We start from the raw sequence: 15,851 nt of genomic DNA, 5'->3' as shown, positions 1-15,851 counted from the left end.
CCCGACCTGCGCGGGTCTCCCACCCGGCTGCGACGACCCTTCGCAGCCCCTCTCCGTGGAGTCACCATGTCCGCTGTTTCCGAGAAGACATCCGTACGTCCCGGCCCGCTCGTCGTGGTGGGCGGTGTGCTCGGCGCCATCGCGCTGTCCTCCCTGGCCGACGCCCTGATCGCCGTCCTGGCCCGGGCCGCGGGCGCTCCCGACGACTTCCGGCCCCTGGAGCCGGGGTCGTACATCTTCCTGACCGTGCTGGGCGTGGTGGCGGGAGCGGCCGGATGGGCCGTGGTCCGCAAGGTCTCCGCGGATCCCGAGAGGCTCATCCGGTGGCTCGCCCCGGTCCTGGTGGCCGTCTCCTTCGTCCCCGACTTCCTTCTCCTCGGGGACGGCGGGGTGAAGGGCGTGGCCGCGCTGCTCGCGATGCACGTCGTCGTCGCGGTGATCGCGGTGGCCGCGTACCGCAGGGTCATGCCGCTGGGTGCGACACGGTAGCGGTCCGGTCCCACGGTGTGCGTCAGCGGCCCTCCGCGCTCGACAGCCGGGCGGAGGGCCACTCGCCGCGCGTCACCGCCGAGTCGATCCGCCGGACCAGCTCGCGGCCGACGACCTCCACGGCCGGCGGGGTGCGCCCGGCCCGCTGGGTGCAGACGACGACCGAGCGCCACACGTCGGGCTCACTGAGCGGAGCGGCGCTCAGGACGCCCCGCGCCACGTCCTCGGCGATGCCGACCCCGGGCAGGATCGTCCAGCCCTGCCCCGCCAGCACGAGCCGCTTCTGCACCCGCATCGAGTTGGTCTGCACGACGACGTCCATGTCGGCCCCCGACCGCACCGCCGCCGCGTCGATCAGCCGGCGCAGCCCATGCCCCGACGCGGGCAGCACGAGCGGACGCGCGGCCGCCTCGGCGAACCCCACAGGCCGCTCGGCGCGCAGCCCGGCCCCGGCCGGGGCGACGGCCCACAGGCGCTCGCGCAGCAGCGGGCGGGCGTTGAGCGAGGGCGTGCTGTCCAGGTCGTAGAGCAGGGTCAGGTCCAGGTCCCCGTCGTCGAGCCACTGCTGCAGATGCCCCGAGTAGGCGGTGAGCAGCCGTAGTTCGATGCCCGGGTGGTCGCGCGAGAGCGCGGTCACGAGCGGCTCGGCGAGCAGGTCGGTGGTGCTCTCCAGCAGACCGAGGGTGACGATGCCGGTCACCTCGCCGGGTGCCGGCTGCACCTCGGCGCGGGCCCGCTCCAGCTCGTTCAGGGCCCGCCGGGCCCGCTCCACCATGATCGCCCCGGCCTGCGTCGGCCGCATGCCCTGCCCGGTCCGCTCGAAGAGGTCGACGCCGAGCTCCTGCTCCAGCGTGCGGATCTGCCGGGTGACCGCGGGCTGCACCAGGTGCAGCAGCTCCGCGGCGCGGGTGACGCTGCCGGCCTCGGCGACCGTGACGATCGCCCTGAGCTGCCTGATGTCCAACCGCCCCGGCCTCCCGCCCCCATCCGCGGCACGCATGGCGGTATCACTCATCGCTATTTCACTCACACAGGCATGAGCATCCATGATGGTAGCCCTTGGTACGGGATCCGGACCCGCGTCCCTGGAGGCCACCCATGCCCGAGCGACCCGCACCACTCCCGCTGGCCGGTGTCACGGTCGTCAGCGTCGAGCAGGCCGTGGCGGCCCCCTTCGCCACCCGCCAGCTGGCCGACCTCGGCGCGAGGGTGATCAAGGTGGAGCGGCCGGGCGGCGGCGACTTCGCCCGCCGCTACGACACCACCGTGCACGGCGAGTCCAGCTACTTCGTGTGGCTCAACCGCTCCAAGGAGTCCGTCACGCTCGACCTGAAGGCCGCCGAGGGCCGCCGGATACTGGAGCGCCTGCTCACCGGGGCTGACGTCTTCGTGCAGAACCTCGCCCCCGGCGCGGCCGCCCGGCTGGACCTGGACGCCGAGGCCCTCGCCGAGCGGTTCCCGTCCCTCATCCCGTGCTCCGTCACCGGTTGGGGCAGCACCGGCCCCTGGGCCGGCCGCAAGGCGTACGACCTGCTGGTGCAGTGCCAGACCGGTCTGGTCTCGCTGACCGGCGACGAGCACGGCACCGCCCGTGTGGGGGTGTCGATCGCCGACATCGCGGCCGGCATGTACGCCTACTCGGGCATCCTCACCGCCCTGTTCACCCGGGCCACCACCGGTGCCGTACGGGCGGTGGAGGTGTCGCTGTTCGAGGCGCTCGCGGAGTGGATGAGCCAGCCCGCCTACTACACCCGGTTCGGCGGCACCCAGCCCCCGCGCCTCGGCACCCGGCACGCCACCATCGCGCCGTACGGGGCGTATCCGGCCGCCGACGGCAAGGACGTGCTGCTCTCGGTCCAGAACGAGCGCGAGTGGGCCGCCCTGTGCGAGCGGTTCCTCGGGCGCCCGGAGCTCGTCTCGGACCCCCGCTTCGCCACCGGCCCCGCCCGGGTCGCCCACCGCGCGGAGCTGGACACGATCGTCGCCGGGCGGTTCGCGGAACTCGACAGCGACGCGGCCTTGCTGCTGCTGGACGCGGCGGGGGTCGCGGGCGCCGGGGTGAACGACGTCGAGGACTTCCTCGCCCACCCGGTGCTCGCCGCCCGCGACCGCTGGCGGGACGTGCGGATCCCGGGGCAGACCGTGGTGCCCGCGCTGCTGCCCCCGGCGGACCTCGCCGGGGTCGCCGCCCGCATGGACGCCGTTCCCGCCGTCGGCCGGCACACGGCGGACGTCCTCGCCGAACTCGGCTACGACGCCGCCGGCATCGACGCCCTCAGGGCGGAACACGTCATCTGAACCGGCCCGACGCCGCCCCGGGAGAACCACCGGCGAAGGCCCCAGCAGAACGGACGCCACCGTATGAGCACTCTCGACATCCTGTCCGAGGACGAGCGGTTCGCCGTCCGCACCGTGCGCGACTTCGTGGACCGTGAAGTACGGCCTGTCGTAAGGGAGTTGGAGCACACCGACAGCTACCCCGAGGCCCTGATCGAGCGGATGAAACAGCTCGGCGTCTTCGGCCTCGCCGTCCCCGAGGAGTACGGCGGCACCCCGGTCTCCACCCCCTGCTACGTCCTGATCACGGAGGAGCTGGCCCGGGGCTGGATGAGTCTGGCGGGCGCGATGGGCGGCCACACCGTGGTCGCCAAGCTGCTGCTGCACTTCGGCACCGAGGAACAGAAACGCCGCTGGCTGCCCGCCCTGGCCACCGGCGAGATCCGCGCGACCATGGCCCTGACCGAGCCCGGCGGCGGCTCCGACCTCCAGGCCATGCGTACCGTCGCCCGCAGGGACGCCGAGGGATACGTCGTCGACGGCGCGAAGACCTGGATCACCAACTCCCGCCGGTCCGGCCTGATCGCCCTGCTCTGCAAGACCGACCCCACCGCCACCCCCGCGCACCGGGGCATGTCCGTCCTGCTCGTCGGACACGGCCCCGGACTGACGGTCTCCCGGGACCTGCCCAAGCTCGGCTACAAGGGCGTCGAGAGCTGCGAACTGTCCTTCGACGGCTACCGGGCACCGGCCGACGCCGTACTCGGCGGCGTCGAGGGCGAGGGCTTCGCGCAGATGATGAAAGGTCTGGAGACGGGGCGCCTCCAGGTCGCGGCGCGAGCGCTCGGCGTCGGCCGGGCGGCGTTCGAGGACTCCCTCGCCTACGCTCAGGAACGCAGGTCCTTCGGCAAGCCGATCTGGCAGCACCAGTCCATCGGCAACCACCTCGCCGACATGGCGACCTCACTCACCGCGGCCCGGCAGCTCACCCTGTACGCGGCACGGGAGGCGGACGCCGGACGGCGGGTGGACATGGAGGCGGGCATGGCCAAGCTCTTCGCCTCCGAGACCGCCATGCAGATCGCCCTGAACGCCGTCCGCATCCACGGCGGTTACGGCTACTCCACCGAGTTCGACGTCGAACGCTACTTCCGCGACGCCCCGTTGATGATCGTCGGTGAGGGCACCAACGAGATCCAGCGGGTCGTCATCGCGGGCCAACTGGTCGAGCGCGGCGGCCTCGACACCTGAACCGGCGCCGCACGGCGCCTACTTGCCCCTGCCTCCACTGCCGCTGTGCGCCCGTGCCTCGTGCCGCCCGGCCGCCTCGTCGGCGGTGAAGACCGCTTCGGCGCGTTCGCCGCGCAGGTGGTCCAGGGTCCGGATCTGCCGCTCTGCGCGCCGCAGCAGCTCCTCGACGCGCGGGCCGTCCACCCGCGGGTCGTCGTCCGCCAGCGCCTGGAGAGTGTGCCATGCGCACGCCTTGCCCTCGACGCCCAGCCGCATGCCCTCCAGTTCGAGGACGTCACTGAGCGGTGAGCGGGACACGAGACGCCCGTTCAGCTTGAGCCGGGCGGCCTTCTCCGCGAGCCGGCCCAGCACCATACGGCTCCGCACCACGGGCACGTCCAGATCCGTCATGATCTCCCGCAGGCTGTCCCGGTCCTCCACGACATCCCGGGCCAGCGCGGCCAGCGGCGGCCCGAGGGGCGTGCCGCGGTGGGCCCGGGCCGAGCGGCGGATGAGGTCGGCACCCGCGCCTGCGCCCGTCAGATGGTCGTTGAGATAGACGCCCAGGAGCCGCGGGGCGGTGCGTGCGGTGGACGGCCGGCTGTTCATGGCGATACCTCCCGGCTCTGACCTCGGTACCTGGCCGCGTAACCCGTTCAGGGCCGTCGAAACTCCCGGGACGGGAGGAGTGCGGGAGGACGCCGCACCCAGGCGAGGAGGACCACCGAGCACACGGCCGCGAGCGCGCACCAGGTCGAGACGAACTCCAGCTGCCACAGCAGCCGGCAGACCAGCGCCCCCACGGCCACCAGGATCCCCAGCGTCACCAGCCTTCGGTCGCCGGACAGCAGCAGGGACCCCACGGTGGCCAGCAGGTAGCCCGCCACGACGAGGGTGGGACGGGGAACGTCGAAGGAGTAGCCCACGGTGTGGCCGCGGATCTCCGCCGTCGCCGGACCCCGGGCGAGCGCGTACGCGAGCGTCGCGGCCGTCGCCGCGCCGACCGCGAGCGGAAGGACGAGCCGGCGCCGGGCGGACGGCGGGGCGGCACACCACACTCCCGCGGGGACCCACACCGCCAGCAGGGGCAGCGCGATCACCGCCCAGACGAGCGTGGCCGGGCCACGGCCCCCGCCGGAGTCCCAGACCACCGACTCGACGAGCTGATGCGCCCCGAGCAGCAGGGGCAGCGCGGCGAGCGGCAGATCCCGCCGGTCCCGTACCCGCGACACGCAGGCCGCTCCGACGGCCGCGATGCCCGCCCCCGCCACGAGGTCGGCCGTAGCACTCCAACACATCACGCCACCCAGGATCGACCGCCGTGTGCCTCCGCCATTCTCGCGGATCGCCCCCGGCGGGTCGCGGCGGCGGGCAGCCGGACGCGGCACGGGGTGGTGCCAGGTACACCATGTCCCGGTGCCCCGCCCCAGTGACCTCCCGGCGGGCCGGTCGGCAGACTGGGGCCGGATCCGAGGGACGGATCCGCGAAGGGGGATGCGGAATGCGCTTTCGGAACGCGGCGGTGGCCGCCGCGCGGGGTCTGTGGCTGGCGGTGTTCTCGATCGCCGGGTCCATCCTGCTGTTCACGCTGACCCTGGTGTCCTGCGTGCTCACGGTGATCGGCATCGGCCTGTTCACCACACCCTGGGTGCTCGAGGGCGTCCGCCGGTTCGCGAACGTACGGCGCAGGCTCGCCGCCGAGTGGTACGGGGTGCGCATACCGCCCCTGTACCGCCCCCTGCCCGCGGACCTGGGCACCGGTCTCGGCGGCCGGATCGAGAAACTCAGCCGCCTGTGGAAGGACCCGGCCACCTGGCGGGACCTGTACTGGCTGCCCGTCGACATGACGGCGGGCTTCCTCCTGGCGCTCCTGCCGTCCTGCCTCTTCCTCTTCCCCGTCGAGGGGTACGCCCTGCCCCTCGGACTGTGGCGCGTCTACGTCGACCTCGACGGCACCTACTGGTACGGATTCATCCCCGTCTCCGACCAGCTCACGGCCTTCGCCGCCGCGTTGCCGGCCACAGTCGTCCTCGTCCTCGCCCTGTCGTTCAACGACCGTCTCCTCAGCCTCCACTTCCTGTTGACCAAGTCACTCCTCGCCCCTTCCGGGGCCGCCCTCCAGCAGCGCGTCGAACAGCTCACCAGGACGCGGTACGACGCCGTGGACGCCTCCGCCGCCGAACTGCGCCGCATCGAGCGCGACCTGCACGACGGGGCGCAGGCACGTCTCGTCGCCATGGGGATGAGCCTCGGCACCATCGAGGCGCTCATCGAGAAGGAACCAGCCAAGGCCAAGGAACTGCTGGCGAAGGCCCGTTCTGACTCCGCCGGAGCGCTCGCCGAACTGCGCGACCTGGTGCGCGGCATCCACCCGCCGGTGCTCGCCGAGCGCGGACTCGCGGACGCGGTCCGGGCCCTCGCCCTGCGCAGCCCGGTGCCGGTCGAGACGGACATCGACCTGCCGGGGCGGCTCCCCGCGGCCATCGAGTCGGCCGTGTACTTCGCGGTCAGCGAGATCCTGACCAACGCCGCCAAGCACGCGCGGGCGGAGCGGATCTGGCTGGACATGGACCACCACGACGGCGGGCTGCGGGTCACGGTCACCGACAACGGCCGGGGCGGCGCGGACCCGTCGGGCTCCGGACTCAGGGGCGTGGAGCGCCGCTTGGGTACATTCGACGGCGTCCTCGCCGTCAGCAGCCCGGTCGGCGGCCCCACCATGGTGACGATGGAGATTCCGTGCGCGTTGTCCTCGCCGAAGACCTCTTCCTCCTACGGGACGGACTGATCCGGCTGCTCGAGGCGTTCGACTTCGAGATCGTCGCGGCGGTGGACAACGCTCCCGACCTCACCAGGGCCCTCGCCGAGGAGGACCTGGACATCGCGATCGTCGACGTCCGCCTCCCGCCCTCGTTCACCGACGAGGGACTGCAGTGCGCCCTGGCCGCCCGCCGCAGACGCCCCGGACTGCCCGTGCTGGTGCTGTCCCAGCACGTGGAACAGCTGTACGCCCGGGAGCTGTTGGCGGACGGCAGCGGCGGTGTCGGCTACCTCCTGAAGGACTCGGTCTTCGACGCCGAGCACTTCGTCGAGTCGGTGCGCCGGGTGGCGGCCGGCGGCACCGCGATGGACCCGCAGGTCATCTCCCAGCTCCTGAGCCGGAGTTCGGCGATGGACCAGCCGGTCAACAAGCTGTCGCCGCGCGAGCGGGAGGTGCTGGAACTCATGGCGCAGGGCCGCTCCAACGTGGCCATCGCGGCTCAACTCGTCGTCACGGAACGGGCGATCGCCAAGCACACGGCGAACATCTTCACCAAGCTGGGCCTCGCGCAGTCGGACGACGACAACCGCCGCGTTCTCGCCGTCCTCGCCTACCTCGAACACCACTGACCACCCGGCCGGGGGAGTAAAGGGGGCCGCGGTGTCAGGTGCGAGCGGCTCGCCGGGCACCGAGCAGGACGCGCAGCGCGCCCCGCAGCGGCGGCTTCGCCGAGCCCCGCAGCAGCCCGGCCCCGCGCGCGAGCGCCGCGTCGGCGGTCAGCAGCTCGATCTCGATCACCGCCCCGATCAGCGGCCAGTGGGGGGCGGTGGTGAGCGCGGGCAGCGCCCGGGCGGCCTCGAGATCGGCGCGGGCCGCCCCGACCTGGTCGGCCACGAGGGCCCGCACCCCGGGCAGCGCGCGGCGCGCGGCGAGGTCCCCGGCCGTCACCGAGAAACGTTCGAGCGTGTGGGCCGGAATACCCGGCCGTCCCTCCCGCAGGTCCTCGGCGAGGTCGTTGACGAAGTCCAGCCGCTGGCTGCCGACGATGAACGTCCGGCAGGCCGCGCGGAACGACCCGTCATCGGTCCCCGGCCCCAGCAGGGTGGCCACCAGCAGGAAGGCGGGCAGCGCGTAGGCGTCCACGTACGCCTGGTAGTCGGCCTCGGTGGCGAAGCCGGCGAAGTCCAGCTCGGCGGTCGCGGTGTACAGATACCGCTCCACCACCTCCCGGAGGCCTGGATGGACGGAGACCGTGTGCAGCACCGTGCGGATCAGCGGGTCGTCGCTCGCCCCTGTCTCCAGGGCCTCGCGCACCCGCCGTTCGAACGACGCCCACGCGGCGGCCCGCGGTGGCCGCGGGCCCGTGTCCAGGAGGTTGTCCCCGTGGTGCATCAGGGCCGTCGCCGCGACCACGTGGGGCAGCAGCGGGCGCGACAGCAGCACCCGCGCCGCGAGGTACGAGGTCGGGCGGTACCGTGCCACCAGCCGCCGCTGGGCGTCGTAGTCCCGCCGCAGCCGCGGCTCCCGAATGCCCGCCGCGTCCAGGTTCTGCTTCCACGTGCTCATGATCCGCATCGTAGGCGCGGCGCCTCGGACCCGAGGACCGTGCCCCCGAGGACCGTGACCCCGAAGCCTGTCGCCCCGGAGGCTCAGCCCAGGGCGCGCAGTTCGGCGACGCGCTCGTGCAGGAAGCCGCGGCCGAAGGCGATGCGGTCCGCGCCGAACCCGCGGGGTCCGCACTCCGCGACGAGTATCAGGCCCAGGTAGAGGCCGTAGAGGGCCACCCGGTGGCGGAAGGCGCCGGTGAAGTCGAGGCGGCCGCCGGCCGCCCGGTAGCCGGCCACGAGGTCGCTGTCCGGCCCGATGTCCCCGCCGAACGCCAGGGAGACCAGCTCGGCGGCCGGATCGCCCCAGAACGCCCGCTCGTGGTCGATGATCCCGGTGATCCGGGCGCCCGTCTCGCCGTCGGCCCGCACGAACATGTTGCCCGGCCACAGGTCGAAGTGGACCAGACGCGGCCGGGTCACCTCGTCGAGAGCGGGGGCACCCTCGGCGACCAGGGAACGCAGGGCGGCGGGAGGCAGACCGAGGTCGGCGTCCCAGCGCTCCGCGTCGTCCAGGAGCGCGTCCACCATGGCGGTGAAAGCGGTCCGCCAGTCCGGAGCGGACAGCGCGGACTCGGGCGCCGGGTAGCCGAACCGGCCGTCCTCGGGGGCCACGGTGTGCAGCCGGGCGGCGATCGAGCCCAGTTCGCGGCGCAGCCGGCCCTGGGCGGCGGGGGAGATGCCGTCGGCCTGGTCCCAGGGGGTGCCCTCCAGCACCGACACGGCGAGGAGCCCGTCGCCCGCGTGCAGCAGCTCGGGGCCCGGCACCCCTTCGCCGCCCAGCGCCGCGAGCCGCCGGTAGACCATCGCCTCCGTCGCCATGATGCCGCGCTCGTACCGCAGCACCGGGGCGTCGGCAGGCGGCGCGAGTTTCACCACGGCCGCGCGGCCGTCCTCGAACCGCACCCGGTAGGCGGTGTTGAACCAGCCGTCGGTCAGTTCCGCCTCGAGCCGGCAGCCGATGCCCGCGGATCCGCGCATCAGGGCGTCCAACTCACCGGCGGACAGGCGACGTTTGGTCAGGCTCTCCATGAAGCAACTCGCTTTCGGCGGGCGGGAGGGAGACGGAACACCTACGTGACCAGTATCTCGGCAGGTGGCGCGGTATTGGCCATGCACGCGACACGCGGTACCGTCACTCTGATATCGACGACGGAATCACGGAAGCCGGTGAGAGGCCGGCACGGTCGCGCCACTGTGTGCCACCGTCCCGCAACGGACGGGGGCGAGTCAGACCCGGGACCGTCGTCCTGTGCACCACCGAGATGGGACGCGAACTCCCAGAGGAGGCCCTGCCCAATGGCGCAGCATGTCGCCCAGCCGACCGCCACCACCCCCGTCGTACCCGCCAAGCTGCCGCTGAGGGCCATCGCCCCCTGGGCGGTCTTCTTCGGCGTCCTGATGCTGGTCCTGCTGTACTTCGTCGGCGCCGAACAGGGCGCCACCTCCGTCGTCTCCGGCGAGGGCGTCCACGAGTGGGTGCACGACGCACGTCACCTGCTCGGCTTCCCCTGCCACTGACGAGGGGCACCGCGCACCCATGAACTCCGCAACCGTACGGAACCTCCTCGTGCGGGGCATGCTCGCCGGCCTGAGCGCCGGCGTGCTCGCCCTGTTCGCCGCCTACTTCCTGGGCGAGCCGAACGTCGACAGCGCCATCGGCTTCGAGGAGGCGCACGCCCCCGCCCACGAGCACGAGGTCGAACTCGTCTCCCGTTCCCTGCAGTCCACCGCCGGCCTCGCCACCGGTGTGCTGGTCTACGGGGTGGCGTTCGGCGGCATCGCCGCCCTCGCCTACTGCTTCGCGCTCGGCCGGGTCGGCCGCTTCACCCCGCGGGCCACCGCCCTGCTGCTGTCGGGTGCCGCGCTGCTCGCGGTGTACGTCGTACCGTTCCTGAAGTATCCGGCGAACCCGCCCGCGGTCGGTGACCACGACACCATCGCCAAGCGGACCACCCTGTACTTCCTGATGATGCTGCTCGGTGTGCTCCTCGCGGTCGCCGCGGTGATCGCCGGCAAGCGGCTCGCGCCCAGACTGGGCAACTGGTACGCCACCGTCGTCGCCGTCCTCGGCTTCGTCGCCGTGACCGGGCTGGCGTACGCGTTCCTGCCCGCCGTCAACGAGGTCCCGGCGGATTTCCCGGCGACCGTGCTGTGGCGGTTCCGTCTCTCCGCCCTGGCCGTCCAGGTCACCCTGTGGGGAGGCTTCGGCCTGGTCTTCGGCGAGCTGGCCGAGCGGCTGCTGAACCCGAAGCCCGCCACCGTGTCCGCGGGTTCGGCGGTGCCCGCGCCGCGCTGACCCGACGCCCGACATCACGAGAGGGCCCCCGGAACCGCCCGGGGGCCCTCTCGTCGTCGCAGGCAGAGAACTCAGCCGGTCCCCGCCCCGGACTCCGTCTCCGTCGTCTCGGACTCCGTCTCCCTCTCGGACGTCCCGAACGCCTTCAGGATCCGCTCGGCCGCCAGGGTCGCCGTCAGCTCGCCGTCCCTGACCCGCTGTTCCAGGGCCGGGGCGAGGGCCCGTACGGCCGGGTCGGCGTGCAGCCGGCCCAGCAGTTCGTCGCGGACCATGGTCCACGTCCAGCCGACCTGCTGCTCGCGCCGCTTGGCGGCCAGCCGCCCGGTCGAGTCCAGCAGCGCACGATGCTGTTCGAGACGCTCCCAGACGGTGTCCAGGCCGGTCGACTCCCGTGCGCTGCAACTCAGCACCGGCGGCGCCCACATCACGTCGTGGCCGTGCATCAGCCGCAGTGCGCCGGCCAGTTCGCGGGCCGCGGCTCGCGCGTCCCGCTCGTGCGGACCGTCCGCCTTGTTGACGGCGATGACGTCCGCCAGCTCCAGGACACCCTTCTTGATGCCCTGCAACTGGTCGCCGGTGCGGGCCAGGGTGAGCAGCAGGAAGGAGTCCACCATGTCCGCCACGGCCGTTTCCGACTGGCCGACGCCGACCGTCTCGACCAGGATCACGTCGTAGCCGGCCGCCTCCATCACCACGATCGACTCACGGGTCGCCTTGGCGACACCGCCGAGGGTGCCCGCGGTGGGGGAGGGGCGCACGAACGCCGCCGGATCGACGGCGAGGCGTTCCATCCGCGTCTTGTCGCCCAGGATCGAGCCGCCCGTACGGCTGGACGACGGATCGACGGCAAGCACCGCCACCCGGTGCCCGAGCGAGGTCAGCAGCGTGCCGAACGCGTCGATGAAGGTGGATTTGCCCACCCCGGGCACCCCGCTGACCCCGATCCGCCGCGCCCGCCCGCTGTGCGGCAGCAGCGCGGTCAGCAACTCCTGGGCCGATGCCCGGTGCTGGGGGCGGGTGGACTCGACGAGCGTGATCGCGCGGGCGATCACCGCCCGCTTCCCGTCGAGCACGCCCTTCACATATGCGTCGACATCGATCACAGCTCGTGCCCGAGGTCGGCGGCCAGCCGCTCGACCAGGTCGTACGCCGCGTCCGGAATCACCGTCCCCGGCGGGAAGACGGCCGCCGCGCCCATCTCCAGCAGGGTCGGCACGTCCTGCGGCGGGATCACCCCGCCGACCGTGATCATGATGTCCGCGCGCCCCTCCTCGGCGAGCTGCTCGCGCAGCGCCGGCACCAGCGTGAGGTGCCCGGCGGCCAGCGAGGACACCCCCACGATGTGCACGTCGGCCTCGACGGCCTGCCGGGCCACCTCGGCCGGGGTCTGGAACAGCGGGCCGACGTCCACGTCGAAGCCCAGGTCGGCGAAGGCGGTGGCGATCACCTTCTGGCCGCGGTCGTGGCCGTCCTGGCCCATCTTGGCGACCAGGATGCGCGGCCGCCGGCCCTCGGCCTCGGCGAAGGCGTCCACCAGGGCGCGGGTGCGGTCCACGTTCGGGGACTCTCCTGCTTCGTTCCGGTACACGCCGGAGATCGTACGGATCTGACTCGCGTGCCGCCCGTACACCTTCTCCAGGGCGTCGGAGATCTCCCCGACGGTGGCCTTCGCGCGGGCGGCGTGCACCGCCAGCTCCAGCAGGTTGCCCTCGCCGCCGGCGGCCCGGGTCAGCGCGTCCAGCGCGTCCTGGCACGCCCGCTCGTCCCGCTCCGCGCGCAGCCGCCGCAGCTTCTCGATCTGCTGGGTCCGCACCGAGGAGTTGTCGACCTTGAGGACGTCGATCGCCTCGTCGGTCTCCACCCGGTACTTGTTGACGCCGATCACCGGCTGACGCCCGGAGTCGATCCGGGCCTGGGTGCGGGCCGCGGCCTCCTCGATGCGCAGCTTGGGGATGCCGGCGTCGATGGCCCTGGCCATGCCGCCCGCCTGCTCGACCTCCTGGATGTGCTGCCAGGCCCGCCGGGCGAGGTCGTACGTCAGCTTCTCCACGTAGGCGCTGCCGCCCCACGGGTCGATGACCCGGGTGGTGCCGGACTCCTGCTGGATCAGCAGCTGGGTGTTGCGGGCGATGCGCGCGGAGAAGTCGGTGGGCAGCGCGAGCGCCTCGTCGAGGGCGTTGGTGTGCAGCGACTGGGTGTGGCCCTGGGTCGCCGCCATCGCCTCGACGCAGGTGCGCGTCACGTTGTTGAACACGTCCTGCGCGGTCAGCGACCAGCCCGAGGTCTGCGAATGGGTGCGCAGGGACAGCGACTTGGTGTTCTGCGGGTCGAACTGCTTCACCAGCTTCGCCCAGAGCAGCCGCGCCGCCCGCAGCTTGGCGATCTCCATGAAGAAGTTCATGCCGATCGCCCAGAAGAACGACAGCCGCGGCGCGAACGCGTCCACGTCCAGGCCCGCTTCACGGCCCGCCCGGATGTACTCCACCCCGTCCGCGAGCGTGTACGCGAGCTCCAGGTCGGCCGTCGCCCCGGCTTCCTGGATGTGATAGCCGGAGATGGAGATCGAGTTGTAGCGGGGCATCCGCTGCGAGGTGAAGGCGAAGATGTCGGAGATGATCCGCATCGACGGCTTCGGCGGATAGATGTAGGTGTTGCGGACCATGAACTCCTTGAGGATGTCGTTCTGGATGGTCCCGGCCAGCTTCTCGGGCGCAACGCCCTGCTCCTCGGCGGCGACGATGTACAGCGCGAGCACCGGCAGCACGGCGCCGTTCATCGTCATCGACACGGACATCCGGTCCAGCGGGATCCCGTCGAACAGCTGCCGCATGTCGTAGATCGAGTCGATCGCCACGCCCGCCATGCCGACGTCACCGGTCACCCGCGGGTGGTCGCTGTCGTAGCCGCGGTGCGTGGGCAGGTCGAAGGCGACCGACAGGCCCTTCTGGCCGGCCGCCAGATTGCGCCGGTAGAACGCGTTGGACTCCTCGGCCGTGGAGAAACCCGCGTACTGGCGGATCGTCCAGGGCTGGTTGACGTACATCGTCGGGTACGGGCCGCGCAGGTACGGGGCGACGCCCGGGTAGGTCTCCAGGAAGTCCAGGCCCTCCAGGTCCTGCCCGGTGTAGAGCGGCTTGACCGGGATGCCCTCCGGGGTCTCCCACAGCAGGTCGTCCCCGCCCGCCGCCTTCTTCACGGCCGTACGCCACTCGTCGGCGCCGCCGTCGGCGGCCGGGGCCCCCAGCTCGATCCCGGAGAAGTCGGGGATTCCCATCAGGACACAACTCCCATGCGGTCGAGGGTGGCGGACAGCACCGCGACGGCGTCACAGCCCGCGAAGACGTAGCCGTCGACGCCCGGGTACTGCCCAGGACGTCCGGCGAGGAACACGTGCGAGGCACCGGCCGCCGCCAGCCGCGCCGCCTCCGCCTCGGCCCGCTCCTCGTACAGCGCGTCACTGGAGCACAGACAGACCTCCGTGACCCCGCTCTCCTCGAAGGTGCCCTCGGTGACGGGCTCGATGCCGCCGGCCTGGAAGAGGTTGGCGGCGAAGGTCAGCCGCGCGGTGTGCGCGGCGGCCGGGCCGAGTGCGGCCAGGAAGATCCGCGGCCGGGAGCCGGTGGCGGCGAGGTGCGCGTCGGAGCGTGCGCGCAGCGCCTCGTACGCCTCGTCGCGGCGCACCCTCGGCAGACCGCCGGTGCGCGGGGCGGGCGCGGCCTCGCGCACGACCGGTTTCTCGGCGAGGTGGGGGAACTCGCTGACGCCGGTGATCGGTTCGCGCCGCTTGGCGAGCCTGGCGCTGCGCGCTTCCCACGTGGCGGCCAGATCCCGGCCGAGGCGTCCCGAGCGCAGGACGGCCGCCTGCCCGCCGCCGCGCTCGATCTCCTGGAAGAACTCCCAGCCCGCACGGGCGAGTTCGTCGGTGAGCCGCTCCACGTACCAGGAACCGCCCGCCGGGTCGATCACCCGGGCCAGGTGCGACTCCTCGATGAGGATCGTGGAGGTGTTGCGGGCGATGCGGCGGGCGAACGCGTCCGGCAGCCCTAGCGCGTCGTCGAAGGGCAGCACGGTGACCGAGTCGGCCCCGCCCGCCCCGGCCGCCAGCGTGGCGATGGTGGTGCGCAGCATGTTCACCCACGGGTCGCGGCGCGACATCATCACCGGAGAGGTGACGACGTGCTGGACCTGCGCCCCGGCGCCCGGCGCCCCGCAGACCTCGGCCACCCGCGCCCACAGCCGGCGCGCGGCCCGCAGCTTGGCGATCGTCAGGAACTGGTCGGCGGTCGCCGCGTACCGGAACTCCAGCTGCCCACAGGCCTGTTCGACGCTCAGCCCGGCCTCGGCCAGCTGCCGCAGATACGCGACGCCGGTCGCCAGCGAGGCGCCGAGTTCCTGCGCGGCCGAGCCGCCGGCCTCGTGGTACGGCAGCGCGTCCACGGTCAGCGCGCGCAGCCCCGGGTACTCCGCGGCGCACAGCCGGGCGAGCCCGGCCACCGGCGCGAAGTCGAACGTCTCCCCGGTGCGGGCCTCGTGACCGAGCGGATCCGCGCCCAGGTTGCCGCGCGCCGCGTCCTTCGCGACGCCGCGCTCCTCGTACAGCCGCAGCAACTCCCTCGCCGCGGACTCCACTTCACTTCCCGCGTCGAGGACGACGGGCGCCAGGTCCAGGTAGACACCGTCCAGGACGCTCCCGAGGGAGGCCACCGGGACACCCTCCTCGCCGACGACCAGCCAGAGCGAGGTGACGCCGTTCTCCAGGTCCGCGAGCACCGCGGCGCCGTCGGCCGCCGCGTGCCGCTGTCGTACGTCCCACCCCCCGACGGTGTTCCCCTCGGGCCGGCTGCCGCGCACGAAGGGCGCGAACCCGGGGAAACCAGGGTGGGGCGCGGACTCGCGCGCGGTGTAGAGAGGCCGGGTGCGCAACCCGTCCTCCAGCGCGGTGGACAGGGCTTCCTCGGCCTGAGCTCCCTCGACGTCCTTGCCCGACTTGCGCAGCACGCCCGCAACGAGGCGGTGCCACTGCTCGTGGGTTGCGTCAGGGAACTCGCCGGCCAGCTCAAGCCCGTCGTCAGGCAGGACCGTCATGCTCGGATGCTAGGACAGAGAACTCGAGGAGCAGCAGAGGACAGGCCTGTGACCTTGCCCTCCCCCTGGTTGTGACCTCGTTCACCGGCTGTCGGCATGTCCCGTT

General features: G+C 72.7%; 15 protein-coding genes. 7 read left to right on the top strand and 8 right to left on the bottom strand.

Features of this window, described 5'->3' with window-relative positions; all coding sequences use genetic code 11:
- Positions 1 to 66 precede the first annotated feature (66 nt).
- Positions 67 to 489: a DUF6069 family protein gene (locus ABT057_RS04955; protein WP_352341038.1), complete on the top strand. Its 423-nt coding sequence runs from the start codon at positions 67 to 69 to the stop codon at positions 487 to 489.
- A 22-nt stretch (positions 490 to 511) separates the two neighbouring features.
- On the opposite strand, the gene ABT057_RS04950 is transcribed toward ABT057_RS04955, so the two are convergent.
- Positions 512 to 1,453: a LysR family transcriptional regulator gene (locus ABT057_RS04950; RefSeq protein WP_352341037.1), complete on the bottom strand. Its 942-nt coding sequence runs from the start codon at positions 1,451 to 1,453 to the stop codon at positions 512 to 514.
- Positions 1,454 to 1,587: 134 nt separating this feature from the next.
- Here ABT057_RS04950 and ABT057_RS04945 point away from each other — a divergent pair, with 134 nt between their 5' ends.
- Together ABT057_RS04945 and ABT057_RS04940 are read left to right on the top strand one after the other, a co-directional pair.
- Positions 1,588 to 2,787, top strand: coding sequence for a CaiB/BaiF CoA transferase family protein (locus tag ABT057_RS04945; protein ID WP_352341036.1), 1,200 nt, complete (start codon positions 1,588 to 1,590; stop codon positions 2,785 to 2,787).
- Between the two features lie 63 nt (positions 2,788 to 2,850).
- A complete protein-coding gene (locus ABT057_RS04940; protein WP_352341035.1) occupies positions 2,851 to 4,017 on the top strand; it encodes an acyl-CoA dehydrogenase family protein in 1,167 nt (388 codons plus the stop codon).
- Between the two features lie 18 nt (positions 4,018 to 4,035).
- On the opposite strand, the gene ABT057_RS04935 is transcribed toward ABT057_RS04940, so the two are convergent.
- Together ABT057_RS04935 and ABT057_RS04930 are read right to left on the bottom strand one after the other, a co-directional pair.
- Positions 4,036 to 4,605: a hypothetical protein gene (locus ABT057_RS04935; RefSeq protein ID WP_352341034.1), complete on the bottom strand. Its 570-nt coding sequence runs from the start codon at positions 4,603 to 4,605 to the stop codon at positions 4,036 to 4,038.
- 47 nt (positions 4,606 to 4,652) lie between these two features.
- On the bottom strand, positions 4,653 to 5,294 hold the full coding sequence (locus ABT057_RS04930) for a DUF6629 family protein (protein ID WP_352341224.1): 642 nt from the start codon (positions 5,292 to 5,294) through the stop codon (positions 4,653 to 4,655).
- 203 nt (positions 5,295 to 5,497) lie between these two features.
- Between ABT057_RS04930 and ABT057_RS04925 the strand changes: the two genes are divergently transcribed.
- Entirely contained in the window at positions 5,498 to 6,784 is a 1,287-nt protein-coding gene (locus ABT057_RS04925) for a sensor histidine kinase (protein WP_352341033.1), read from the top strand.
- Positions 6,736 to 7,386 carry a LuxR C-terminal-related transcriptional regulator gene (locus ABT057_RS04920; RefSeq protein WP_352341032.1) on the top strand — a complete coding sequence of 217 codons (651 nt, stop codon included), beginning with the start codon at positions 6,736 to 6,738 and terminating at the stop codon, positions 7,384 to 7,386. The genes ABT057_RS04925 and ABT057_RS04920 overlap by 49 nt, the downstream gene beginning before the upstream one ends.
- A gap of 34 nt (positions 7,387 to 7,420) precedes the next feature.
- Here ABT057_RS04920 and ABT057_RS04915 read toward each other — a convergent pair whose 3' ends face one another.
- Both ABT057_RS04915 and ABT057_RS04910 read right to left on the bottom strand, forming a co-directional pair.
- Complete coding sequence (locus ABT057_RS04915; RefSeq protein ID WP_352341031.1) at positions 7,421 to 8,323, bottom strand: squalene/phytoene synthase family protein; 903 nt, start codon at positions 8,321 to 8,323, stop codon at positions 7,421 to 7,423.
- A gap of 83 nt (positions 8,324 to 8,406) precedes the next feature.
- Complete coding sequence (locus ABT057_RS04910; protein WP_352341030.1) at positions 8,407 to 9,393, bottom strand: phosphotransferase family protein; 987 nt, start codon at positions 9,391 to 9,393, stop codon at positions 8,407 to 8,409.
- A 267-nt stretch (positions 9,394 to 9,660) separates the two neighbouring features.
- Between ABT057_RS04910 and ABT057_RS04905 the strand changes: the two genes are divergently transcribed.
- On the top strand, positions 9,661 to 9,882 hold the full coding sequence (locus ABT057_RS04905; protein ID WP_352341029.1) for a CbtB domain-containing protein: 222 nt from the start codon (positions 9,661 to 9,663) through the stop codon (positions 9,880 to 9,882).
- 19 nt (positions 9,883 to 9,901) lie between these two features.
- Complete coding sequence (locus ABT057_RS04900; RefSeq protein WP_352341028.1) at positions 9,902 to 10,660, top strand: CbtA family protein; 759 nt, start codon at positions 9,902 to 9,904, stop codon at positions 10,658 to 10,660.
- A gap of 71 nt (positions 10,661 to 10,731) precedes the next feature.
- Here ABT057_RS04900 and meaB read toward each other — a convergent pair whose 3' ends face one another.
- Genes meaB through ABT057_RS04885 form a run of 3 tightly spaced genes read right to left on the bottom strand, consistent with a single transcriptional unit; the run spans position 10,732 to position 15,745 of the window.
- On the bottom strand, positions 10,732 to 11,763 hold the full coding sequence (gene meaB / locus ABT057_RS04895) for a methylmalonyl Co-A mutase-associated GTPase MeaB (protein WP_352341027.1): 1,032 nt from the start codon (positions 11,761 to 11,763) through the stop codon (positions 10,732 to 10,734).
- Positions 11,760 to 13,934, bottom strand: a complete 2,175-nt coding sequence (scpA, locus tag ABT057_RS04890) for a methylmalonyl-CoA mutase (RefSeq protein ID WP_352341026.1) — start codon at positions 13,932 to 13,934, stop codon at positions 11,760 to 11,762. The genes meaB and scpA overlap by 4 nt, the downstream gene beginning before the upstream one ends.
- Positions 13,934 to 15,745 carry a methylmalonyl-CoA mutase family protein gene (locus ABT057_RS04885; protein ID WP_352341025.1) on the bottom strand — a complete coding sequence of 604 codons (1,812 nt, stop codon included), beginning with the start codon at positions 15,743 to 15,745 and terminating at the stop codon, positions 13,934 to 13,936. Before ABT057_RS04885 ends, scpA begins: the two co-directional genes overlap by 1 nt.
- Between the last annotated feature and the right edge of the window lie 106 nt (positions 15,746 to 15,851).

This window comes from Streptomyces sp. NPDC002588 (assembly GCF_040295925.1).
In the GTDB taxonomy this organism is placed as follows: Bacteria; Actinomycetota; Actinomycetes; order Streptomycetales; family Streptomycetaceae; genus Streptomyces.
This window is presented reverse-complemented; position numbering and strand designations above follow the sequence as displayed.